Source organism: Streptomyces sp. NPDC006207 (assembly GCF_040613835.1).
In the GTDB taxonomy this organism is placed as follows: Bacteria; Actinomycetota; Actinomycetes; order Streptomycetales; family Streptomycetaceae; genus Actinacidiphila.
The window spans coordinates 1-23,737 of sequence record NZ_JBEXSX010000090.1 but is presented as its reverse complement, the minus strand read 5'-3'; the positions used below and the strand labels follow the sequence as shown (position 1 = coordinate 23,737).

Genomic DNA, 23,737 nt, shown 5'->3' with positions numbered 1-23,737 from the left:
CGTGGGACCGGCGGGTCCGGCGGCCGCGCACGGCCCCGGACCCACCCGCCCGGGCTCAACCCTTGACGCAGACGACCTGCTTGAGCTTCGCGACGACCTCCACGAGGTCCCGCTGCTGCTCGATCACCTTCTCGATCGGCTTGTACGCGCCCGGGATCTCGTCCACCACGCCCGAGTCCTTGCGGCACTCGACGCCCTTGGTCTGCTCCTCCAGGTCCCGCGTGGAGAACCGCTTCTTCGCCGCGTTGCGGCTCATCTTGCGGCCCGCGCCGTGCGAGGCGGAGTTGAAGGCGTCGGTGTTGCCGAGCCCGCGGACGATGTACGAACCCGTGCCCATGGAGCCCGGGATGATGCCGTGGTCGCCGCTGCCCGCCCTGATCGCGCCCTTGCGGGTGACGAGCAGGTCCATGCCGTCGTAGCGCTCCTCCGCCACGTAGTTGTGGTGGCAGGAGATGACCTCGTCGAAGGTGACCCTGGCCTTGCGGAACTCGCGCCGCAGCACCTCCTGGAACAGGGCCATCATGATCGCGCGGTTGCGCTTCGCGTAGTCCTGGGCCCAGAACAGGTCGCGCCGGTAGGCCGCCATCTGCGGGGTGTCCGCGACGAAGACGGCCAGGTCGCGGTCGACCAGGCCCTGGTTGTGCGGCAGCTTCTGGGCCTCGCCGATGTGGTGCTCGGCGAGTTCCTTGCCGATGTTCCGCGAACCGGAGTGCAGCATCAGCCAGACCGCGCCCTCCTCGTCGAGGCAGACCTCGATGAAGTGGTTGCCGGAGCCGAGCGTCCCCATCTGCTTCGTCGCGCGCTCGTACCGGAACCTGACGGGCTCGGCCAGGTCGTCGAAGCCGTCCCAGAAGCGGTCCCAGCCGGCCGAGGGCAGGCCGTACAGCCGGGCGGGGTCGACGGCCTCCTCGTGCATGCCGCGGCCGACCGGGATGGCCTGCTCGATCTTGGAGCGGAGCCGCGAGAGGTCACCGGGCAGGTCGTTCGCCGTCAGGGAGGTCCGCACCGCGCTCATGCCGCAGCCGATGTCCACGCCGACCGCGGCCGGGCAGACCGCGCCGTGCATCGCGATCACCGAGCCCACCGTCGCGCCCTTGCCGTAGTGGACGTCGGGCATGACGGCGAGTCCCTTGATCCACGGCAGCGAGGAGACGTTGCGCAACTGCTGCATGGCGACGCCCTCGACCGCGGCCGGGTCGGTCCACATGCGGATCGGTACCTGCACTCCGGGCACTTCGGTGTACGACATCTCGTTCCCCCCTGGGTCGGACGGTGGAATCCATCAAGGCAACACAAACAACACGTCTTAATGGAAAGCGAAATAAAGGGTGAAGTCAGCCATACAGCCCCATGATCCGGCGACGGCCGCAGCGCGTGCGGTAGACATTGTGTCTACCCGTCGCCCACCCCCGCCAAGGGATTTACGCGGGCGCCGGACCGACCGCCGGAGGAAGGGGCCACCTCAGTGCAGCCAACGGGAGACCGCGTCCACCGGATCCGGGGCCTGCTGGCCGCGGCGTGCACGACGGCGCTCGCCGTCGCCGCACTGGCCGGGTGCAGCGGGTCGGGCGGCTCCGGGGACGGCGCACGCAACGGCGACACCGCGGACGGCAGGCAGTCCACCCCGGCGGCCCCGCCCGGCCGCTACCGGGTGCTGCCCGAGCCGTGCGGTTCGGTCGCCGCGGACACCCTCGGGAAGTTCGTCCCGGACGCGGACGACGACGCGGGCGAGGCGACCGTGACGTTCGACACGGACCGCAAGGTGGGCTGCAAGTGGACCGGCCGCACCGACCTCGGCAACCGCTACCTCCGGATCGACCTCGAGCGCGTCGTGTCGTACGACACATCCGTCAGCGACGAGAGCCAGGCCACGGCGGACTACGACAGCCGGGCCGCGGAGGCCCACATCCCGGCCGCCGCGGCGCCGGCCGACGCCGTCGCGTCCGCGTCGGCCACCGCGGGTCAGCCCAGCTCGCAGGCCGGGAGCCCGGCGGTTCCGGACTCCCCTTCGCCGTCCGTGACGGCCACCGGCGAGACCGCCCCGCGCACCCTGGACGACCTCGGCGACGGGGCCTTCCTCGACGACGTCCTCAAGGACCAGGGCCCCGGACTCCACCGCGACGTCACCGTCGTCTTCCGCATGGCGAACGTCCTGGTCACCGTCGAACTCTCGCAGTGGTCAACGGACAAATCGGTCGAACCGCCCAGCGAGGAGCTGCAGCTGGGGGCCCGCCAGGTCGCGGCGGAGCTCGCAGATCAACTCGACGAATGAGGCGAAGCGCGTAGTCTGGCCGTTTGTGCCATGACATGACACGCACCGAAATGAGCGAAGGACCCATGCACCGATCAGCCCCGCACCTCGCCCGCCTGCTCGTCGGCGCGGCCGTGCCGGTGATGCTCGTCGCCGGCTGCTCCTCCGGCTCGGACTCGTCGAAGGACGACGCGCAGAAGGCGGCCGCATCCGCCCCCGCGTCGAAGTCCGCGTCACCGTCGCCCAGCGCCGTCGCCGCCAGGTACGCCGAACTCCCCGACCCGTGCCGGGTCATCGGCGCCAAGACCGTCAAGTCCCTGGTTCCGAAGGCCAAGAAGCCGGCGGGTACCCCCGCGCACTCGGCCGAGCGCGACGAGCGCGGCGGCTGCTCCTGGAACGGCCTGGACGGCTACCAGTACCGCTGGCTGGACGTCTCGCTCCAGCGCTACGACGCGGTCGCGGGCCTCGGCTCGGCCGAGGAGCAGGCGAAGGAGCGCTACGCCGAGCAGGTCGCCGAGGCCGGCAAGGCGAAGGGCGCCAAGAGCACGCCGGTCACGGTGGACGGCGTGTGGGACGCGGGCACCGCGGTCACCTCGTCGGTCAAGAAGGACAAGGAGGAGTACCGGGACGTCACGGTCGTCGCCCGCACCGGGAACGCCGTGCTGGTGCTCACCTACAACGGCGCGGGCCTCGAGGACGCGAAGACCCCGGCCGAGTCCGGCCTGAGGTCCGGAGCGCTCAAGGCGGCCAAGGAGGCGGCCGCCGCGGTCGCGGCGGCGAACGCGTAACAACTGCGGGATCCGCTGTACCGATTCACCACGTTTGGGCAACCTGCCCGTTGCCCCGTGTGGCAGGCTGGGCAGGCCAGTTTCCGAGCCTGGGAGGGTCGCGGGTGTCCGCGATACGCATGAACCGGACGCACCGGATCCTGATCGGTGTGGTCGTCACGGGCGCCGTGGTCATCGCCGCGATCGGCTTCGCGGGCTCGTACGCGGCCGTGCGCGAGCTGGCGCTGCGCAAGGGCTTCGGCTGGTTCGCCAACGTCTTCCCGGTCGGCATCGACGCCGGGATCGTGGTCCTGCTCGCGCTCGACCTGCTGCTGACCTGGCTGCGCATCCCGTTCCCCCTGCTGCGCCAGACGGCGTGGCTGCTGACGGCGGCGACGATCGCCTTCAACGGCGCGGCGGCCTGGCCCGACCCGCTCGGCGTCGGGATGCACGGCATCATCCCGATCCTCTTCGTCGTCTCGGTGGAGGCGGCCCGGCACGCGATCGGCCGGGTCGCCGACATCACCGCCGACAAGCACATGGAGTCGGTCCGGCTCGCGCGCTGGCTGCTGGCGCCGTTCGCGACCTTCCGCCTCTGGCGGCGCATGAAGCTGTGGGAGCTGCGCAGCTACGACGAGGTCATCCGGGTCGAGCAGGAACGTCTCGTCTACCGGGCCCGGCTGCGCGCCCGCTACGGCCGCGCCTGGCGCCGCAAGGCCCCGGTCGAGGCCCTGATGCCGCTGAAGCTCGCCCGGTACGGGGTGCCGATGGAGCAGACCGCCGCCATCGGCCTCGCCGCGGCGGGCATCGAGCTGCCGGCCCCCGCCGTCGCCGCGCTGCCCGCCCCGGAGGCCGCACCGGAGGCCGCACCGGCACCCGCGCCCGCACCCGAGGAGCCCGTCCCGGCCCCGGCACCGGAACCGGTCCTGGCCGAACCGCAGGTCCCGTACCGGGCCCCCGCTCCCGCGCCGGAACCGGCACCTGAGCCGTACCAGGCACAGGAGCCGTACCAGGCGCCCGCCCCCGCGGTCGACCCGGTCACCGCCCCGATCACCGCCCCGGTCGGCGCAGGGAACCGACGCCGCGCCCTCGCCGACGGCAACGGCGTGATCCCCACTCCCCGCAGCGAGTTCGCCCCGGAGCCCGACCCGGACTACTACCCCGAGCCGGAGCCGGAGCCCGTCACGGAGGACACCTCCCGCGAGGAGATATACGACCGCGCCTTCCGGGCCTACCACCAGCAGTTCGGCAACTTCCCCAACGCCCGCCAGTTCGGCCTGATCCTGCAGGACCGGTACGGCATCTCCAGCCCCAACGGCGGCCCCCTCAGCGAGAGCACGCTGCGCCCCTACGTCCGCGACCTGCGCCGCCGCCTCGAACTCGACGGCCAGTACGCGTCGTAGCGCCTCAGCCGGCGGCCGGGGCCGGGGCCAGCGAGGCGACCACGTCGGACGCCGACAGCGGCCGCGCCTTCGCCGCGTCGAGGGCCGCCGGGTGCAGCGCGAACACCTCGCCGCCCTCGGCCACGGCGACGTCGCCGCGCAGCAGGTACGCCAGCCGGGCCGCCTCCGGCACGGCGCCGTCCGCCGGGTCGCCGGACGGGGTCCCGATCCGCGCGGCGAACTCCGCCGCGGACTCGGCCTCCCGGCGCCGGTAGGCGGTCGTGGAACCGTCCGCGTGCCGGATCAGGACCGTCGCGGCGCGCGCCGCGGCCTGCCAGACGGCCAGTTCGCCCAGCCCCACGCGGGCCCCGGAGGCGAACACAGTGGTGAGGGCCTTGCCGAGCGCGGCGAGGTCGTCGCCGTGCCGCGCCACGCAGTGGCCGGTGCCGGTGACGCCCTTGACCACGTCGAGCCACCGCATCGTGCGGGCCGCCACGTCGATCACCAGCGGCACGCTCGCGCGGGCCCGTCCGGTCAGGTCGTAGCGCTGCTCCACGGCGCGTGCGTCGAAGACCGGCCCGGCGTCCCCGGGCTCGTCGCGCGCCATGAGCCCGGCGAAGCCCTCCGCCAGGTCCTCGAAGGGGACGTTGTTGTACGAGAAGACCACCGCGACCAGGTGGCGGACCCCGGCGTCCGCCAGCTTGTCCAGGTCGAGGTCGACGAACTCGCTGGCGCCCTGCGGCGCGGGGGCGCTGGTGAGGTCGCCGGAGTGCACGGCGGCGTCCTCCGCGAACCGCAGGCGCGTGTAGTCGCAGTGGCCGACCGGGTTCCACTCCGCGTCGAACAGGGCGGTGGACAGGTCGAGATCGGTCCGTCCGGACCGCTCGCTCTCCATCCAGTGCAGGAACAGCCGGACCGTCCTCCCGTCCGGCACGGGCAGCTCGCTGCCGCGCGGCAGGGTCACCAGGGCGCGTGAGGCGGTGCGCTCGGTGAACGGCGCGATCAGGCCGTCCAGGCCCGCGTCCACGACGGCGACGTCGACCGCCTCCTGCTCCGCCGCCCGCCGCAGCACCTCGGCGTGGAGGACGGCCACGGCCTTCCCGACCACGTCGGCCGCGATCGGCAGCCGGTCGTCGTCCGCCAGGTGCGCCTTGGCGCTGCCGCCCTTCGGGAAGAACACCCGGGTGCCGTCCGCGTGCGGACGGCTGCGGAGGGCGCCGAGCGCGGACAGCAGCACCGCGGGCGACACCCGGGGCACCGCCGTCTCCAGCGCCGACAGCACGACGTCCGCCTCCGCGGCCTCGGACAGCCGCAGCAGGTGGTCGAGCCGGCGTACGAACTCGCCCGGCCGCCGGCCCAGCAGCGCGACGGCCGCCGGTACGTCCATGGCGTCCAGCGCGGCCTCGACCCGGCCCGCCCAGCCGTGCACCCGTACCGTCGTCCCCGTCGCGTCGATCCGCGGCGCGCCGTCGGCCGCCGTCCGCAGGGTCGCGGTCAGCGCGTCGCCGTCCGCGAGCCGGGTGTCGCGCAGCGCCGCGACGGCCAGTGCCGCCCGCGGGAAACGGCCCGCGTGCTCGAAGGGGTGCAGGAGCTCCGCCGCCCGCAGCCAGGCGTGCCGGTGCCGGCGCATGTCCTGTGCGACCAGGTCCGGAGCGAGTCCGTCGAGCACCCCGAGCAAGGCGCGCCGCAGCGGCCTCGGCACCGCGCCGAAGCGCGGCAGGTCGACCAGGCCAGGGTCGCCGCCCGAGCGCACGGCGAGCAGCCGCAGCACGTCCGTCGCGGTGTCGACGCGGGCCGCGACGGCCGGGAGGCTCGTCTCGTACGCGGCGGGATCGGCCAGCAGCCAGGCCAGCACCCGGGCCTTGGTCTCCCGGCCCGGGATCTGCTCGGGCAGCCACGCCGGGGCGGCCCGGTCGCGGGTCTCCAGCAGGGCCGTGAGGTCGTCGGCGTCCTGCGGGCCCAGGGCGCCGGTACGGGCGAGGAGCCCGCGGATCTCCTCCGTGGCGTCCGCGTCCCGGGCGGCGAGGTCGCCGCCGTACTGCAGCACGCGCAGCCGCTCGGGCAACGCGCGTCGCAGCCCGCCGAAGCGCCGCGGCCGGCGCGGTCGCAGGAAGGGGTCGTCCGCGTCGATCCGGCGGTGGCAGACGGGGCACGCGGAGAAGTCCGCGCCGTCGAAGCAGGACCGGCACACCAGGTGCGCGCAGGGCGAGACCGCGTGGACGGCGCCCTCCGTGCCGCACAGCACGCAGGGCTGCTCCGGGTGCTGGAAGAGCAGGGTGAGGACACGGTCGACGTAGAAGGCGAAGGTGTCCCGCGGCGTGCTGGTGGGGAAGTCGCGGAACAGCGGCTCGTGGGGCCGGTCGGCGCCGAGCGCCTGGTCGACGTCGGCCAGCAGGGCCCGCCCGGCCGCGGTCAGCGCGGCCTCGCTCCGCTCGGTGAGCGCGGCCCGCAGCGCGGGCGCCATCAGGTGACCGCGGTCGAGGAGGTCCGCTTCCAGCAGCGCCACGCCCGCGACGGCGTCGAACGACGACTCCGCCTGGGCGGCCGGCAGGTAGACGGCTCCGCGGCGGGAGAGCAGTACGGCCGCGAGTGTGCGCGGCGCGGTGGAGGTGGCTGCGGTCGTGGCCGTGGACATCCTTGTCTCCCCCTGGTCGATGTGCGGGGCGGGAATTGGGCGCGCTGAAATCCATCGCGGAAAGCGACTTCGCAGAAGAAGGAAGCACGCCCGGGAGCCGCCCGGGACCCGGTCCCGTGCCCGGTCCCCATGTCCGGGCCGGTGAGCCGGTTTGCGTGGGCGGGGCGGGAAGCCGGTGCCCTGGTTCAGGGAAAGTGAGAGAAGGAAGCACACCGTGAGCCGCCCCGCGCCCGATGACCATAGCGCGCGCCGCTCACCGCCGCGTTCGAATATTCGCCGGCCCGCACGACGACGGCGGCGGGTGGCATCGCCACCCGCCGCCGTCACATCTGAGTCCGGCTCAGCTCGCCGCGAGCAGCTCCCGCACGCGGTCCTGACCCACCGCCAGCAGCAGCGTGGGCAGCCGCGGCCCGGTGTCCCGGCCGACCAGCAGCTGGTAGAGCAGGGCGAAGAAGGACCGCTGGGCGACCTTCATCTCCGGCGTCGGCTTGGCGTCGGGCGCGAAGCCGGCCTGGACCTTCGGCACGCCGTAGACCAAGGTGGTCAGCCCGTCCAGCGACCAGTGCTCGGGCAGCCCGTCCACCAGCAGCTTCAGCGCCTCCCGCTCCTCGCCGGACAGCGCCGCCAGGGCCTCCGCGTCGGGCTCGGTACGCACCCGGGTGCGGGCCTCGGGCTCGACGTGGGTGTTCACCCAGCGCTCGGCGCAGTCCAGTCGCGGCCGGGCCTCGTCCAGGGAGGCCAGCGGCTGCTCCTGGTCGAAGTCGCGCAGGATGCGCAGCGTCTGCTCCTCGTCCCCGGTCGTGATGTCCACGACCGAGGCGAGGGTGCGGTAGGGCAGCTTGTGCGGGGTGGTGGGCAGCTCACCGCTGGCGGTGCGCGCGGCCCGCGAGTGCACCGCGAGGTCCACCGGGGCGGCCGTGCCCTCGGCGACCTTGCGCTCCAGCGCGTCCCACTCGTCGTAGGTGCGGGAGATCTCGTCGCCGAAGGAGATGTTGAACGCCTGGTTCGGCCGGCGGCGGGCGTACAGCCAGCGCAGCAGCTGCGGCTCCATGATCTGCAGGGCGTCGGCCGCGATCGGCACGCCGCCCTTGGAGCTGGACATCTTGGCCATGCCGCTGATGCCGACGAAGGCGTACATCGGGCCGATGGGCGGCTCGGCGCCGAAGATCTCGCGGACGAGCTGCTGGCCGACCATCCACGAGGAGCCGGGCGACTGGTGGTCCACGCCGGAGGGCTCGAAGTCCACGCCCTTGAAGGCCCAGCGCATCGGCCAGTCGACCTTCCAGACCAGCTTGCCGCGGTCGAACTCGCTCAGCCGCACCGTCTCGCGGTTGCCGCAGGCCTGGCACTCGTAGGTGAGGTCGGTGGTGTCGTCGTCGTAGGCGACGACCGTGGTCAGGTCCTTGTCGCAGGCCGAGCAGTAGGGCTTGTACGGGAAGTACTCGGGGGCCTGCGCGAGCGAGGCCTCCTCGTCGTCCTGCTCCTCGCCGCCCTTCTTCTTCGTCCGGTAGCGGCCGAGCACCTCGTCGATCCGCCGGCGCTCGCGCATCGCGTGCAGGATCTGCTCGCGGTAGGTGCCGGAGGTGTACTCGACGGTCTGGCTGATCTCGGTGACCTCGACGCCCAGCGCCGCCAGCGCCTCGCGGAACGGGGCCTTGAAGTGGTCCGACCACGTCTCGTACGGGCTGCCCTCGGGCGCGGGCACGGAGGTCAGCGGCTTGCCGATGTGCTCCGCGTAGGACGGGTCGTAGCCGGCCGGCACCTTGCGGTAACGGTCGAAGTCGTCCCAGGACAGGATGTGCTCGCACGGCACGCCGCGCCGCTTGATCTCATCGGCGACCAGGTGCGGGACCATGATCTCGCGCAGGTTGCCGAGGTGGATCGGCCCGGAGGGGCTGATCCCGGAGGCGACGACGATTTTCTTGCCCGGAGCCCGCCGCTCGGCTTCCGCGATGACGTCGTCCGCGAAGCGGGCGACCCAGTCGGCCTCGGTGCTCTGAGCCACTGTCTCGACTTCCTTCCACCTGTGCAGCGGGTAGCGCGGTACCCGGCAATTGTCCCAGAGAAAAATGAGTGGTAGCGCGTGGGATACTGAGGGTTGATCTCCGATCCCTCTCAGGAAGCACCCATCCCATGGCCTCGGTCAACTCGCTTTCCGCCTCGATCCAGCAGCGCGTCGCTGACGCCCTCGGTGCCGACCCGCTGCTGCGACGTAGCGACCGGGCCGACTTCCAGGCCAACGGTGTGCTGGGCCTCGCCAAGCGGAACAAGGCGAACCCGCGCGAGCTGGCCGCCGAGGTCGTGGCCGCCCTCCCGGCGGACGACGGGCTGATCTCCTCCGTCGAGGTCTCCGGCCCCGGCTTCCTCAACATCACCGTCGCCGACTCCGCGATCACCCGGACGCTCGCCGCCCGGGCCGCCGACGACCGGCTCGGCGTGCCCGCCAAGGCCACGCCCGGCGTCACGGTGATCGACTACGCGCAGCCGAACGTGGCCAAGGAGATGCACGTCGGCCACCTGCGGTCCTCCGTGATCGGCGACGCGCTCGTCAAGATCCTGGAGTTCGAGGGCGAGACGGTGATCCGGCGCCACCACATCGGCGACTGGGGCACCCAGTTCGGCATGCTCATCCAGTACCTGGTGGAGCACCCGCACGAGCTGGACCACGACGCGGGCGAGGAGGCCGGCGAGGCCTCCATGTCGCGCCTCAACCGGCTCTACAAGGACTCGCGGGCCGTGTTCGACTCCGACGACGACTTCAAGACCCGGTCGCGCAAGCGGGTCGTGGACCTGCAGGCGGGCGAGCCGGAGACGCTGGCGATGTGGCAGCGGTTCGTGGACGAGTCGAAGATCTACTTCAACTCGGTCTACGACAAGCTCGACATCGAGATCCGCGACGAGGACGTCGTCGGCGAGTCCGGCTACAACGACATGCTCGTCGAAACCTGCGAGCTGCTGGAGAAGTCCGGTGTCGCCGTGCGCTCCAACGGCGCGCTGTGCGTGTTCTTCGACGACGTCAAGGGCAAGGACGGCGAGCCGGTCCCGCTCATCGTGCAGAAGGCCGACGGCGGCTTCGGCTACGCCGCGACCGACCTGTCCGCGATCCGCAACCGCACCGCGGACCTGCACGCGGACACCCTCCTGTACGTCGTGGACTTCCGGCAGGCGCTGCACTTCAAGATGGTCTTCGAGACGGCCAGGCGGGCCGGCTGGCTGACCGACGAGGTCAAGGCGCTCCACATCCCGTTCGGCGCGCTGCTCGGCAAGGACGGCAAGCCGTACAAGACCCGGTCCGGCGAGTCGTTCCGCCTGGTGGACCTGCTGGACGAGGCCGTGGAGCGGGCCGCGACCGTCATCCGGGAGAAGTCCGCGGAGCTGACGGACGCGGAGGTCGCCGACCGGGCCAAGGAGGTCGGCATCGGCGCGATCAAGTACGCCGACCTGTCGACCTCGCTCGGCCGGGACTACGTCTTCGACCTGGACCGGATGGTCTCGCTCAACGGCGACACCAGCGTGTACCTGCAGTACGCGTACGCCCGTATCCAGTCGATCCTGCGGAAGGCGGGCGACGCGAAGCCGGCCGCCCACCCCGAGCTGCCGCTGGCCCCGGCCGAACGGGCGCTCGGCCTGCTGCTGGACGAGTTCGCGGAGACCCTGGCGGCCGTCTCGGAGACGTACGAGCCGCACAAGCTGGCCTCGTACCTCTACGCGCTGGCCTCGGCGTTCACGACCTTCTACGACCAGTGCCCGGTCGTGAAGCCCGAGCCGGCTCCCGATGTCAAGGAGAACCGCCTCTTCCTCTGCGACCTGACCGCCCGCACCCTGAGCCAGGGGATGGCGCTGCTCGGCATCCGCACGCCCGAGCGCCTCTGACGCGCCCCGCGTCCGTACGACGGCGGCCCCGGCGGGAGTCGGCACTCCCCCCGGGGCCGCCGTTGTCAGTGGGCACCCCTACATTCACGCCCATGGCGATGCTCCCCAACCAGCTCCCGAAGCTCGCACAGGACCCGGACGGCCGGTCCCTGGGCCTCGACCTCCCGCCCGGCACGCTCGTCGACGCCACGAGCGACGGCCGGTGGCCCGAACCGCTGCTCTGGCACGCGGAGGAGACCGCCGGGCCCGGCTCCTGGGAACGGCTGCTCCCCGCGCGCATGACGGCGGGACTGCACCCGGTGCTGCTCTCCATGGACGCGGCGCTGCCTGCCACGGCGGAACTGGACCCGGGGATGATGTCCTACCCGGGCGACCACGACGCCGACGAGGTGCTGGCCGACTTCTGGGGCCACGAGGACGAGGACGACGAGGACGAGGCCCCCGACGAGGACGCGGCGGACCTGGTCGCCCCGTTCGGCCGGGCGTGGCCCGGCCTCGCCCCGGCGCGGGAGTTCGAGGCCGACCCGGACGTCAGGGCGGCCGAGGTCGCCGCGACCGTGGTCGAGGCGGGGTGGTTCAAGGACCCCCGAGCGGCCCTCGTCCCCGCCCGGCGCAGCGCCGACGTCCCCGCGGCCATCGGCTGGACGGGGCCGTGCAACCACGAGAACGACGTGGCCCGGCTCTGTTCGGTGCTGCGCTCCTGGGAGGAGCGCTTCGGCGTGCGCGTCGTGGCCCTCGCCTTCGACGTGCTCGTGCTGTCCGTGGCCGCGCCGCCGGCCACCGTGCGGGAGGCCGAGGCCGTGGCCGCCGAGCACTTCGCCTTCTGCCCGGACAACATCACCCAGGGCAGCGGTTCGCTCCGTGCGTACGCCGAGTCCCTGGTGGGCGTGCCCACCTGGTCCTTCTGGTGGGACTAGAGGGATTCCCTGCCGGGCCCGAGGTACGGGTGTCCTTCCCCGCGGTGGAAGGACACCCCCGAGACGACCCGGTCAGTACCGCTCAGCGGTGGAAGTGCCAGCGGTGGTCGTGACGGTGGTGGCGGTGGTGCCAACGGGGGTGGTGCCGGTGGTGGCGGTGGTACCAGCGGCCGTAACGCCCCCGGTCACGGCGGTACTCGCCGCCCCGGCCGCGGTCACCGTAGTGCCGGTACTCGCCGCCCCGGCCGCGGTCACCGTCGTGCCGGTACTCGCCGCCCCGGTCGTTTGTCGCCTGGGTCGTGTGCGACACCGCCGCCGGTGGCGGCGCTGCGGCGCCGGCGGCACCGGCCCCGCCCAGAAGGACGGCGGCCGCGACGCCCAGCGCGGCGGCGAATCGGGGAATCCGCATCGCGGTTCTCCTTTCACGGCGGAGGCCCTTGCGCCTCCGCCTGCTGTGGACTTGCTGTGAATTTGCCACCCACATCAGCCGTTAAGTCCGAATCGCGACCAAAGACACTTGATGTAATGAAATGCCGCGCAGCCTGGAACCACGCCGTCCGCTTCCGCGTCCTGCGCGCGATCATCTGAAGGCACCACGCCCGAGCAGGCGGGAAGAGCGCCGCCACCCCTCCTTCGGCAGGTGACCGCCCCGGCTGCAGACCCGGCCGAGCATGATCACTCCTCTGCCGCCGATCACGCCCCGACCGGACCCGAACGGCACGGGCACCGCGGGACGTTGCCTCACCTGCCGAACGGCAGTACCGGCGATGCACGCGGGGAAGCGACCAGCTTGGCGAGGGGTGACAGCGGGTCAGGTGGGGCGTCCCGGCGCTCTGCCGCCGATCGCGGCCATGACCGGACTCGCCTGCCCGGCGCGGCTGTTCACCGGGAGCGGCGCCCGGTGCGCGAAGACGGCCCTGACGGCGGCCGATGGGCCACCGTCAGAGCCGTCAGAGCCGACGGAGCCGTCAGAGCTGCGCGGCCACCTCGGTCGCCCAGTAGGTGAGGATCAGCTGGGCGCCCGCGCGGCGGATGCCGGTCAGGGCCTCCATGATCGCCCGGTCGCGGTCGATCCAGCCGCGCTCGGCGGCCGCCTCGACCATCGCGTACTCGCCGCTGACCTGGTACGCCGCCACCGGCACGTCCACCGACTCGGCGACCTTCGCCACCACGTCCAGGTACGGCAGCCCGGGCTTCACCATCACCATGTCGGCGCCCTCGGCGACGTCCAGCGCCAGTTCGCGCAGCGACTCCCGCAGGTTCGCCGGGTCCTGCTGGTAGGTCTTGCGGTCGCCCTTGAGCGAGGATCCGACGGCCTCCCGGAACGGCCCGTAGAACGCCGACGCGTACTTCGCCGTGTACGCCAGCACCGACACGTCCTGGTACCCGGCGGCGTCCAGGGCACCCCGGATCACGCCGACCTGACCGTCCATCATGCCGCTGGGGCCGACGACGTGGACGCCGGCGTCCGCCTGGACCCGGGCCATCTCCGCGTACCGCTCCAGCGTCGCGTCGTTGTCCACCCGGCCCTCGGCGTCCAGCACGCCGCAGTGGCCGTGGTCGACGTGCTCGTCCAGGCAGAGGTCGGACATGACCACCAGGGCGTCGCCGACCTCGCCGACCACGTCGCGGATCGCCACCTGCAGGATCCCGTCCGGGTCCGTGCCGGGCGTTCCCACGGCGTCCTTCTTCTCGTCCAGCGGCACGCCGTAGAGCATGATCCCGCCCACGCCCGCCTCGGCCGCCTCCACGGCGGCCTTGCGGAGGGTGTCACGGGTGTGCTGGACGACGCCCGGCATGGCGGAGATCGGCACCGGCGCGTCGATGCCCTCGCGGACGAAGGCCGGGAGGATCAGCTCGGCGGGGTGCAGCCGGGTCTCCGCGACGAGGCGGCGCATCGCGGGCGTCGTGCGCAGCCGGCGAGGCCTCGTACCGGGGAACTGACCGTATCCGCTTCCGTTTCCGCTCATCACCGCGCCGCGCCTTTCTCCGTCCCGGGCCGTTTCCGCGTTCCACGGTACGCCCGTGTGCGCCGTGCTCATGCCGACCCGGTGTCGGCCCCGGAACGCGACGGCCCCCGGCTCCACGGAGGGAGCCGGGGGCACGGAGAACACGGCCGGGTCCGGTCAGACGCGGGCCCTGCGCCGGGACCCGGGACGGCGCTCGCTGGGACGCGTCACGGGGTCGCCCGCGGCGATCGCCGCCTCGCGCCGCCGGACGCCGAAGTCCGCCAGCGCCTGCGCGAGCGCGTGGACGGACGGCTCCGGGGCCATCACGTCCACCCGCAGCCCGTGCTCCTCCGCGGTCTTCGCGGTGGCCGGGCCGATGCAGGCGATCACGGTCACGTTGTGCGGCTTGCCCGCGATGCCGACCAGGTTCCGCACCGTGCTGCTCGAGGTGAACAGCACCGCGTCGAACCCGCCGCCCTTGATCGCCTCACGGGTCTCCGCCGGCGGCGGCGACGCCCGCACGGTCCGGTAGGCGGTGACGTCGTCGACCTCCCAGCCGAGCTCCACGAGGCCCGCCACGAGGGTCTCCGTCGCGATGTCGGCGCGCGGCAGGAAGACCCGGTCGATCGGGTCGAAGACGGGGTCGTAGGGCGGCCAGTCCTCCAGCAGGCCCGCGGCGGACTGCTCGCCGCTGGGCACCAGGTCCGGCTTCACGCCGAAGTCCACCAGCGCCCGGGCGGTCTGCTCGCCCACCGCCGCGACCTTGATCCCGGCGAAGGCACGCGCGTCGAGCCCGTACTCCTCGAACTTCTCGCGGACGGCCTTGACCGCGTTCACCGAGGTGAAGGCGATCCACTCGTACCGTCCGGTGACCAGGCCCTTGACCGCGCGCTCCATCTGCTGCGGCGTACGGGGCGGCTCCACCGCGATGGTGGGCACCTCGTGCGGCACGGCACCGTAGGAGCGCAACTGGTCGGAGAGGGACGCGGACTGCTCCTTGGTGCGCGGGACGAGCACCTTCCAGCCGAACAGCGGCTTGGTCTCGAACCACGAGAGCAGGTCGCGCCGCGTGGTCGGCTCGCCGACCACGGCTATCGCCGCGATCGGGCCCTCCGGGGTGGGCAGCGCCTTCGTCGCCTTCAGCTCGGCCGCGATCGTCGACAGGGTCGCCGACCAGGTGCGCTGGCGGGTCGTCGTACCGGCGACGGTCACGGTCAGCGGGGTGTCCGGCTTGCGGCCCCCCGAGACCAGCTCCGCCGCGTTGGCGGCGACGGTCTGCAGGGTGGTGGAGACGACCAGGGTCGCGTCGCTCGTGCCCACCTCGCTCCAGCACCGTCCGGACGCGGTCGCGGCGTCCACGAACCGCACGTCGCCGCTGAGCGGCACGCCGGCGTACGCGGGCACGCCCACGGCCGCGGCCACGCCCGGGACGACCTCGAAGGGGATGCCCGCCTGCGCGCAGGCGAGCATCTCGGTGGCGGCCGCGGCGTCGAGTCCGGGGTCGCCCGCGATCGCACGGACGACCCGCTTGCCGGTGCGCGCGGAGGCCATGAAAAGCTTGGCCGCGGCGGCCGAAGGGCTCAACTCCCCCTCGGCGTCGCCCGGCTGCGCCGTGTCCACGCCCGGCCGGGCATGGGTCCGTACGACGTCCAGTACGTGCTGGTCGCCGACCAGGACGTCGGCGTGGGCGAGCGCCTCGACGGCGCGCAGGGTCAGCAGCCCGGGGTCACCGGGCCCGGCACCAAGGAAGGTGACGTGCCCGTGGGCGGAGCGCGGCGTACCCGTGCCCGCGGTCCCGGTGTGGCCCGCGGTTCCCGCGGTACCCGTACTGCCTGCCGTTCCGGCCGGTCCTGCCGGCCCGGCCGCGGTGGCGTCTGCGGTCGTGTTGGTCGCTGCGGCGGCGGTGGGGCTCAAAGTTCGCGCTCCCCCATAAGACCGGCCGCACCCTTGGCGAGCATCTCGGTGGCGAGCTCGTGGCCGAGGGCCACGGCTTCGTCCCGGGAGGCGGGGGTCGGACCGGTGATGGACATCTGCACCAGCGAGGAGCCGTCGGTGGTCCCGACGACACCGCGCAGGCGCAGCTCGGTGATCTGCCCGTCCACGACGGGGTCGGCCAGCGCGCCCACGGGCGCGGAGCAGCCGGCCTCGAGGGCGGCGAGCAGTGCGCGCTCGGCGGTCACGGCGGCCCGGGTGAACGGGTCGTCGAGCTCGGCGAGCACGCCGGCGAGCCCTGCGTCGTCCGCAGAGCACTCGACGGCCAGCGCCCCCTGTCCGGGAGCGGGCAGCACGACGTCGCAGGAGATCAGCTCGGTGGCCTCCGCGAGGCGGCCCAGCCGGCTGAGTCCGGCAGCGGCGAGCACGACGGCGTCGAGGTCGCCTGAGGCAACATATCCGATGCGCGTGTCCACGTTGCCGCGGATCGGCACGGTCTCCACGCGCACCCCCATCGAGCGGGCCCAGGCGTTCAGCTGCGCCATGCGGCGCGGCGAGCCGGTGCCGATGCGGGCGCCCCGGGGGGAGGCGGCCAGCTGCTCGAAGGTGAGGCCGTCGCGCGCGATCAGCGCGTCGCGCGGGTCCTCACGCAGCGGGACCGCGGCGAGGGTGAGGCCCTCGGGGTCGGCGGTCGGGAGGTCCTTGAGGGAGTGGACGGCGAAGTCGATCTCGCCGCGCAGCAGCGCGTCGCGCAGGGCGGAGACGAAGACGCCGGTACCGCCGATCTGCGCCAGGTGCTCACGCGAGACGTCACCGTAGGTGGTGATCTCCACCAGCTCCACGTCACGGCCGGTGATCCGGCGGACCTGCTCGGCCACCATGCCGGACTGCGCCAGCGCCAGCGCGCTGCGCCGGGTTCCCAGTTTCAGTGCGGTTGGGCTCGTCATGCCCGCCCTCGATTCGAGTCACTCGTTGCTGAAGCAGCCGACACCGCCGGCGGGACGGCCGCGGAGGGGATCACCGGCGTGCCCGGTGAGTCGGCCCTGCTGACCGCGGCGACCGCCTGGGGGTCCAGGTCGAAGAGTTCACGCAGCGCGTCGGCGTACCCGGCCCCGCCGGGCTCGCCCGCGAGCTGCTTGACCCGCACAGTAGGCGCGTGCAGGAGTTTGTCGACGACGCGGCGCACGGTCTGGGTGACCTCCGCGCGCTGCCGTTCGTCCAGGTCGGGGAGGCGGCCGTTGAGGCGCGCCAGCTCGGTGGCGACCAGGTCGGCGGCCATGGCGCGCAGGGCGACGACGGTCGGCGTGATGTGCGCGGCACGCTGGGCGGCACCGAAGGCGGCCACCTCAGCGGAAACGATCTTTCGCACCTCGTCGACGTCGGCGGCCATCGGGGCGTCGGCAGCGGCCGCGGCAATGGTCTCCAGGTCGGTGACGTGGGCGCCGTCCAGGGAGTGCACCAGCGGGTCGATGTCGCGCGGCAGGGCGAGGTCGAGCATCCCGATGGGCGCGACGGTCTCGCCGCCGGAGCGCAGGGCCCGGGAGAGCGTGGCGCGGGCGACGGTGTCGGCGGTGAGCACCAGGCCGGTCGCCCCGGTGCAGGACACGACGATGTCGGCGTACGACAGCTCGCCGGCCAGGTCCTCCATGGACGCGGCGCGGCCGCCGACGCTTTCGGCGAGGCGCTCGGCGCGCTCCTGCGTGCGGTTGACGACCACGATCTCGCCCGCCCCCGCGCGGGCGAGGGTGGCCGCGGCGAGCGAGCTCATCGAGCCGGCGCCGACGACCAGGGCGCGCTTGCCCTTGCCCCACTCCTCGAAGGGGACGCCGCCGACGGCCTCGGCCATCTGTTCCAGGCCGAAGGTGACCAGCGACTGCCCGGCCCGGTCGATCCCGGTCTCGGAGTGCGCGCGCTTGCCGACCCGCAGCGCCTGCTGGAACAGGTCGTTCAGGGACCGGCCCGCGGTGTGCAGCTCCTGGCCGAGCCCCAGGGTCTCCTTGATCTGGCCGAGGATCTGGCCCTCGCCGACGACCATGGAGTCCAGGCCGCAGGCGACCGAGAACAGGTGGTGGACGGCCCGGTCCTCGTAGTGCACGTACAGGTGCGGGGTCAGCTCGTCGAGACCGACCCCGCTGTGCCGCGCCAGCAGCGTGGACAGCTCGGCGACACCGGCGTGGAACTTGTCGACGTCCGCGTACAGCTCGATGCGGTTGCAGGTGGACAGCACCGCGGCCTCACCGGCGGGCTCGGCGGCCATGACGTCCAGCAGCAGCTTGCCCTTGGTGTCCTCACCGAGCGCCGCGCGCTCCAGGACGCTGACGGGGGCGGTGCGGTGGCTCAGTCCGACGACGAGGAGGCTCATGCCGGCATCACGGCGGGGACGTCCCCGTCAGGTCCCGGACGGCGGCCGCCGTCGCGGGCCGCCTTGGCCGCCACCGGGGGCGCCGCGAGGCTGCCCTCCAGCTCCTCGCCGGCCTTCCGCTGCTCGTGGAAGGCGAGGATCTGCAGCTCGATGGAGAGGTCGACCTTGCGGACGTCGACCCCGTCGGGGACGGTCAGCACGGTCGGGGCGAAGTTGAGGATCGAGGTGACCCCGGCGCCCACCAGGCGGTCGCAGACCTCCTGGGCGGCCCCGGCCGGCGTCGTGATCACGCCGATGGACACCTGGTTGTCGTGGACGATGCCCTCCAGCTCGTCCGCGTGCCGCACGGGCAGCCCGGCGATGAGCCGTCCGGTGAGCTGGAGGTCCGCGTCGATGAGCGCGGCGATGCGGAAGCCCCGGGAGGCGAAGCCGCCGTACCCGGCGAGCGCGGCCCCGAGGTTTCCCATGCCGACGATGACGACCGGCCAGTCCTGGGTGAGGCCCAGCTCGCGGGAGATCTGGTACACGAGGTACTCGACGTCGTAGCCGACCCCGCGGGTTCCGTACGAACCGAGGTAGGAGAAGTCCTTGCGCAGTTTGGCCGAGTTCACCCCGGCGGCGGCCGCGAGCTCCTCCGAGGACACGGTGGGCACCGATCGCTCGGACAACGCGGTCAGGGCCCGCAGGTACAGCGGGAGCCTGGCGACGGTGGCCTCGGGAATCCCTCGGCTGCGGGTCGCCGGTCGGTGAGTTCGGCCAGTTGCCACGATGCTCCTGCGGGTAGAGCTGGGCTGCGGGCGGCACCCGTCGTTGGGACCGCCCCGTGCACGCCAGGCTATGTCTTTGTGAACGCGTGCACAAAGATGGTGTCCGATTTGCCCAGGGGAAGTGACCGGCATCACGCACCCCCATTACGGGCATAAGAAACCTTCTGCTGCGACGGAACGTTCCACGCGGGCGCCCGGTCCGCACCCCGGCGCCCCACCCACAGCGCGTCCGCTCCGGCCAACTGCGGCCACTCGACCACCGCCGCGCGCGCCAGCGCCTTCTCGGTCTGCGCGGGTCCACCCGGGTGGTCCGGGACGTACGAGGCGAAGAGCCGGGCCGTCGTACGGGCGTCCCCCAGCGCCGTGTGCGCGGTCCAGCCGGTCAGTCCGGCCGCCTCGGCGCACGCCAGCAGGCTCAGCCCGCCCGGGGCGGTCTCCCGCAGCGCGGCCATCCGCATGGTGCACAGTTCGGGGACGACGGGGAACTCCACGCCGAGCCGGGCGTACTCCGCCGCCAGGAACGCGCGGTCGCAGCCGACGTTGTGCCCCACCAGCACCCGCCCGCGCAGCAGCCCCAGCAGCCTCGGGGCGATCTGCCCGAACAGGGGTGCGCCGACCGCCTCGACGTGGCGGGGCTCGATGCCGTGGATGTGGGTGGGGCCGACCGGCCCCTCGGGGTCGACGAGGGTCGAGAACTCGCCCTCGTGCCCGAAGTCGCTGTCGAGGAGCACCACGGCCAGCTCGACCACCCGGTGGCGCCGCGAACTGGAACCGGTGGCCTCCAGATCGACCACGGCGAAGCCGCCGCGCGCCTGAAGTCTGCCCGGGAGCACGCAGTCACCATCCTTACTCACGCACCCCCGCACTACACAAAACGCCTTGATGGTAATCGAGCACCCGCGTCCAGAGGAACACGCGCAAATCGCCCACCTGTCGCACCAGGGCCCTCAGGCGCCCAGCCCGCGCCGCAGCCGGCCCTCGTCGACACGCCAGAAGGTGTGCTGTTCCCCGTCGATGAGGACGACCGGGATCTGCTCCCAGTACCGGTCGTGCAACTCCTCGTCGCGCGTGATGTCCCTCTCCTCGAAGCGCGCGCCCAGGTCGTCGACGACCCTGCGGATCACCGTCCGGGCGTCGTCGCACAGGTGGCAGCCGGGCTTGGCGATCAGCGTGACCGTCCGATCCGCCGGGTTTCTCCGGGCATTGCGGGCATCGCGTCCGAACAGAGGGCTCATGCCGGCCATTCTGCCTCCGTCAACTCCCGACCCGCGGTAACACCCTCGTCGCGAGGAGTTCATTCACCTGCTCCATCGGTGCACCGGAGTTGCCCAACGGACTGGCTATGCTCGCCCCATGGCCGCTCTGCGATGGCTCACCCCCCGTAAGCGCTCCGCCACCGCGCGCAGCGTGCTGGCCGGCGAGGCCGCGGCGGAGGCCGCGCTCGCGGCACCCGTGGAGAAGAAGGACGACCTGGCGGGCGTCCCCGCGTTCCCCGTGGTCGGCGATCCGCACGCGGCCGCCTTCTTCGACCTGGACAACACCGTGATGCAGGGCGCCGCGATCTTCCACTTCGGGCGCGGCCTGTACAAGCGGAAGTTCTTCCAGAGCCGTGACCTCGCGCGCTTCGCGTGGCAGCAGGCGTACTTCCGGATCGCCGGGTCCGAGGACCCCGAGCACATGCAGGAGGTGCGGGAGAGCGCGCTCTCGATCATCAAGGGGCACCGCGTCGAGGAACTCATGTCCATCGGCGAGGAGATCTACGACGAGTACATGGCGGACAAGATCTGGCCCGGCACCCGCGCGCTCGCCCAGGCCCACCTCGACGCCGGGCAGCGGGTCTGGCTGGTGACGGCCGCCCCGGTGGAGACGGCCACGATCATCGCCCGCAGGCTCGGCCTCACCGGTGCCCTCGGCACCGTCGCCGAGCACGTCGACGGCCTCTACACCGGCCGGCTGGTCGGCGAGCCCCTGCACGGCCCCTCCAAGGCCGAGGCCGTCAAGGCCCTCGCCGCCGCGGAGGGACTCGAACTCTCGCGCTGCGCCGCGTACAGCGATTCGTCGAACGACATCCCGATGCTGTCGCTCGTCGGACATCCATATGCGATCAATCCCGATACGCGGCTGCGCAAACACGCGCGCGAAAAGGGCTGGCGGCTGCGCGATTACCGCACCGGTCGCAAGGCGGTGAAAATCGGCATCCCTGCGGCCGCAGGCGTGGGCGCCGTGGCGGGCGGCGCCGCCGCCGCGATGGCCCTGCAGCGCCGCCGCCGCTAGGGACGCGGGCGACACGCCCGGGTCACCCCCTGGCGCCTCGTCAGTTCACGGTGAGCCACACAGCCACAACACGCTCTCCACGCGAGCATTTCACGACGCTATGTGGTCAACACTGTTCCGGTGTTCGATAATTGATCGATCACCATTCCGCCAGAGAGTGGGCGGAACCGACGATTTCAGCAACTCGGTGTAGCGTCGCCTGTACGAAGCGTTATTCTCCTCAGACGCAAGCCGGTACCCACACGTCCCTACGACGGGTGAACGGTTCCGTACTGCACGTGATGGAAGTTCTGCCTCTGGGAGTCCCGTGTACCCACACACCGGGGTTGACGCCTCTGGCCTGGCTACGCTGCGCGCACTGGTGGCCGAGCACCTGCTGCGCGTTGTCCCCGCGCACGCCGTGCTCGTCCCCGCACTCGCCACGGCGGCAGCGCCCGCCGGCCGCGCCTACGCGCTGGCCGACGGCCGGGCCACGGTCGGCAGACGGTCCCGCAGCACCCAGCAGGCCGACCGGTCCACGGGCGCCACCCCGCGCCGGCCGGCGGCCGACAGTGACAGCGGACGCATGATGGACCTGGTCGAGCGCGCCCAAGCCGGCGAGACCGAGGCCTTCGGGCGCCTCTACGACCACTACTCGGACACCGTCTACCGCTACATCTACTACCGCGTCGGGGGCAAGGCCACCGCCGAGGACCTGACCAGCGAGACCTTCCTGCGCGCCCTGCGCCGCATCGGCACCTTCACCTGGCAGGGGCGTGACTTCGGCGCGTGGCTGGTCACCATCGCGCGCAACCTGGTGGCCGACCACTTCAAGTCCAGCCGCTTCCGGCTGGAGGTGACCACCGGGGAGATGCTCGACGCCAACGAGGTCGAGCCCAGCCCGGAGGACTGCGTCCTGGAGGCGCTGTCCAACGAGTCGCTGCTCAGGGCCGTCCGCAAGCTCAACCCCCAACAGCAGGAGTGCGTGACGCTGCGCTTCCTGCAGGGGCTCTCGGTCGCCGAGACGGCCCGCATCATGGGCAAGAACGAGGGCGCGATCAAGACCTTGCAGTACCGCGCCGTACGGACCCTCGCCCGGCTCCTCCCCGACGACGCGCGATAGCGCGATGGATGGATCTTCATCTTGCGACTGCCTCCACGGTCCGATCATCATGACTGCGTAACCCAACTCGGGCGGCACTCGTTGCATCACATGCGGACCCCCCAATGCCGTGCTCTGCCCGCTTCCGATCACTCGATCGGGTGGAAAGGCTCAAGGTGCACAACCTTGAAGGCACTACGGGGAGTCGAGGTGGATGACGAGAGGAGGTGCCGCCCGTGATCGCGAATCCAACGGCGCACCGGCGGGCTAACGCCTTCGCCGACGCCCTCGAGGGCGAAGGCCCCCAGACGGGTGCCGGCGTACAGCACGGCGCCCACGCCGCGGACCGGCATGCGGATCCGGGCCAGGGCGCGTTCCTGGCCCTGGCGGACGCCCTGCGGGACGTACCGCGACCGACGCTGGACCCGGAGACCAAGACCGTCCAGCGTGCCCAGTTGATCGCCGCCATGGAGGCCGCGCTCGCCGACGGCACCCTGACGGTTCCCGTACAACGCGACGGCGGCCGGGGCGCGCACCGCGCCGACGGCCGCGGTCTCGGCAAGCTGAAGCCGCGTTCCGCGTGGTCGCGCAGGCTCGCCGCCGGCGGCCTCTCCGTCGGTGTGGCGGCCGGCGCCCTCGGCGGCGTCGCCGCCGCGAGCACGGACGCGCTGCCCGGCGACACCCTCTACGGCCTCAAACGGGGCATGGAGGACATGCGCCTCAACCTCGCCGACGACGACGCCGACCGCGGCAAGGTCTACCTCGACCTCGCCTCCACCCGGCTCCAGGAGGCGCGCCGCCTCATGGAACGCGGCCGGGGCGGCGAGCTCGACGACGAGTCGGTGGGCGAGATCCGCAGGGCGCTGTCGGGGATGCAGCAGGAGGCCTCCGAGGGCCACCGGCTGCTCGCCGCCGCGTACCGCAAGGACGGTTCGCTGCAGCCGATCGAGACGCTCTCCGCGTTCTCCAGCAACCACCGCAGGGGCTGGACCGAGCTGCGCGGCAAGCTCCCCTCCCGGCTCGACGACGTGGGCAACAAGGTCACCTCCGTCTTCGACGCCATAGAGGACGAAGTGGCCCCGCTGCAGAGGCTGTTGCCGCCCTCCACCGGCTCCGGCCACGGTGACGGCCACGGCGTCCCGGGCAGCGGCGACCGCTCCGCGAGCGGCACCCGCGGGCCCTCGCCCTCGGTCAGCGGCTCCGCGAGCGGGTCCGCCGACGAGCGCGGCGGCGACAAGGCCAGCCCTTCGGCGTCGCGCAGTTCGGACAGCGGCCTCATCGGCGGCACCGGCGATCTGCTCGACCCCACGCCGACCGGCAGCACCTCGGGCGGCGACGGCACCCAGCCGTCGGTCACCCTCCCGCCGCTGCTGCCCGGGCTGCTCCCGGGTCTCGGGCTCAGCGCCGAGGACGACAGGGGCGACTGAGCGGGGACCTCACGGCGGTGGGCCGGGGCTTCCCCCCGGTCTCCCGGATGGCTGCCGTCAGCGGCCGTCCAGCCGCCGTCGCCGACCTGCTGGCCACGGTCCGGCTCCCGGAGGGCACCG

General features: G+C 72.7%; 19 protein-coding genes. 8 read left to right on the top strand and 11 right to left on the bottom strand.

The genetic code is table 11. From position 1 onward, the window contains the following. Positions 1-55 precede the first annotated feature (55 nt). Entirely contained in the window at positions 56-1,249 is a 1,194-nt protein-coding gene (locus ABZ312_RS41305; protein WP_500329435.1) for an RtcB family protein, read from the bottom strand. A 216-nt stretch (positions 1,250-1,465) separates the two neighbouring features. Here ABZ312_RS41305 and ABZ312_RS41300 point away from each other — a divergent pair, with 216 nt between their 5' ends. The 3 genes from ABZ312_RS41300 to ABZ312_RS41290 all read left to right on the top strand — a co-directional run bounded on the left by ABZ312_RS41300 (position 1,466) and on the right by ABZ312_RS41290 (position 4,421). Then, on the top strand, positions 1,466-2,272 hold the full coding sequence (locus ABZ312_RS41300) for a hypothetical protein (protein WP_500329434.1): 807 nt from the start codon (positions 1,466-1,468) through the stop codon (positions 2,270-2,272). 65 nt (positions 2,273-2,337) lie between these two features. Continuing rightward, on the top strand, positions 2,338-3,039 hold the full coding sequence (locus ABZ312_RS41295; RefSeq protein ID WP_500329433.1) for a DUF3558 family protein: 702 nt from the start codon (positions 2,338-2,340) through the stop codon (positions 3,037-3,039). A gap of 119 nt (positions 3,040-3,158) precedes the next feature. Beyond that, the gene (locus tag ABZ312_RS41290; RefSeq protein ID WP_500439927.1) at positions 3,159-4,421 is read left to right on the top strand and encodes a DUF2637 domain-containing protein; all 1,263 of its coding nucleotides are present in this window, start codon (positions 3,159-3,161) and stop codon (positions 4,419-4,421) included. A 4-nt stretch (positions 4,422-4,425) separates the two neighbouring features. On the opposite strand, the gene ABZ312_RS41285 is transcribed toward ABZ312_RS41290, so the two are convergent. Both ABZ312_RS41285 and lysS read right to left on the bottom strand, forming a co-directional pair. After that, positions 4,426-7,035, bottom strand: coding sequence for an MXAN_6230/SCO0854 family RING domain-containing protein (locus ABZ312_RS41285; protein ID WP_500439923.1), 2,610 nt, complete (start codon positions 7,033-7,035; stop codon positions 4,426-4,428). 340 nt (positions 7,036-7,375) lie between these two features. Beyond that, complete coding sequence (gene lysS / locus ABZ312_RS41280; protein ID WP_499513276.1) at positions 7,376-9,040, bottom strand: lysine--tRNA ligase; 1,665 nt, start codon at positions 9,038-9,040, stop codon at positions 7,376-7,378. Between the two features lie 128 nt (positions 9,041-9,168). Between lysS and argS the strand changes: the two genes are divergently transcribed. Both argS and ABZ312_RS41270 read left to right on the top strand, forming a co-directional pair. Continuing rightward, complete coding sequence (gene argS, locus ABZ312_RS41275; protein WP_500439922.1) at positions 9,169-10,908, top strand: arginine--tRNA ligase; 1,740 nt, start codon at positions 9,169-9,171, stop codon at positions 10,906-10,908. A gap of 92 nt (positions 10,909-11,000) precedes the next feature. Continuing rightward, entirely contained in the window at positions 11,001-11,825 is an 825-nt protein-coding gene (locus ABZ312_RS41270) for a DUF4253 domain-containing protein (RefSeq protein ID WP_500329430.1), read from the top strand. Between the two features lie 82 nt (positions 11,826-11,907). Here the strand turns inward: ABZ312_RS41270 and ABZ312_RS41265 are convergent, their stop codons facing one another. The 8 genes from ABZ312_RS41265 to ABZ312_RS41230 all read right to left on the bottom strand — a co-directional run bounded on the left by ABZ312_RS41265 (position 11,908) and on the right by ABZ312_RS41230 (position 20,079). After that, a complete protein-coding gene (locus ABZ312_RS41265; protein WP_500329429.1) occupies positions 11,908-12,234 on the bottom strand; it encodes a hypothetical protein in 327 nt (108 codons plus the stop codon). A gap of 559 nt (positions 12,235-12,793) precedes the next feature. Then, complete coding sequence (hemB, locus tag ABZ312_RS41260; RefSeq protein ID WP_500329427.1) at positions 12,794-13,795, bottom strand: porphobilinogen synthase; 1,002 nt, start codon at positions 13,793-13,795, stop codon at positions 12,794-12,796. A 156-nt stretch (positions 13,796-13,951) separates the two neighbouring features. Next, positions 13,952-15,688 carry a bifunctional uroporphyrinogen-III C-methyltransferase/uroporphyrinogen-III synthase gene (locus ABZ312_RS41255; protein WP_500329426.1) on the bottom strand — a complete coding sequence of 579 codons (1,737 nt, stop codon included), beginning with the start codon at positions 15,686-15,688 and terminating at the stop codon, positions 13,952-13,954. Continuing rightward, positions 15,685-16,653, bottom strand: a complete 969-nt coding sequence (gene hemC / locus ABZ312_RS41250) for a hydroxymethylbilane synthase (RefSeq protein WP_500336370.1) — start codon at positions 16,651-16,653, stop codon at positions 15,685-15,687. The genes ABZ312_RS41255 and hemC overlap by 4 nt, the downstream gene beginning before the upstream one ends. Further along, on the bottom strand, positions 16,650-18,068 hold the full coding sequence (locus tag ABZ312_RS41245; protein WP_500329424.1) for a glutamyl-tRNA reductase: 1,419 nt from the start codon (positions 18,066-18,068) through the stop codon (positions 16,650-16,652). Before ABZ312_RS41245 ends, hemC begins: the two co-directional genes overlap by 4 nt. After that, a complete protein-coding gene (locus ABZ312_RS41240) occupies positions 18,065-18,835 on the bottom strand; it encodes a redox-sensing transcriptional repressor Rex (RefSeq protein WP_500439921.1) in 771 nt (256 codons plus the stop codon). The genes ABZ312_RS41245 and ABZ312_RS41240 overlap by 4 nt, the downstream gene beginning before the upstream one ends. 131 nt (positions 18,836-18,966) lie before the next feature. Next, positions 18,967-19,668 (bottom strand): 3'-5' exonuclease, encoded by a 702-nt coding sequence (locus tag ABZ312_RS41235; RefSeq protein WP_500329423.1) that lies wholly within the window; start codon positions 19,666-19,668, stop codon positions 18,967-18,969. 114 nt (positions 19,669-19,782) lie between these two features. After that, on the bottom strand, positions 19,783-20,079 hold the full coding sequence (locus ABZ312_RS41230; RefSeq protein ID WP_499513266.1) for a glutaredoxin family protein: 297 nt from the start codon (positions 20,077-20,079) through the stop codon (positions 19,783-19,785). Positions 20,080-20,188: 109 nt separating this feature from the next. On the opposite strand from ABZ312_RS41230, the gene ABZ312_RS41225 reads away from it, so the two are divergent. The 3 genes from ABZ312_RS41225 to ABZ312_RS41215 all read left to right on the top strand — a co-directional run bounded on the left by ABZ312_RS41225 (position 20,189) and on the right by ABZ312_RS41215 (position 23,617). After that, positions 20,189-21,109: an HAD family hydrolase gene (locus ABZ312_RS41225; RefSeq protein WP_500439920.1), complete on the top strand. Its 921-nt coding sequence runs from the start codon at positions 20,189-20,191 to the stop codon at positions 21,107-21,109. A gap of 307 nt (positions 21,110-21,416) precedes the next feature. Further along, entirely contained in the window at positions 21,417-22,211 is a 795-nt protein-coding gene (locus ABZ312_RS41220; RefSeq protein ID WP_499513264.1) for a sigma-70 family RNA polymerase sigma factor, read from the top strand. A gap of 215 nt (positions 22,212-22,426) precedes the next feature. After that, the gene (locus ABZ312_RS41215) at positions 22,427-23,617 is read left to right on the top strand and encodes a DUF5667 domain-containing protein (protein ID WP_500329421.1); all 1,191 of its coding nucleotides are present in this window, start codon (positions 22,427-22,429) and stop codon (positions 23,615-23,617) included. Positions 23,618-23,737: the final 120 nt, after the last annotated feature.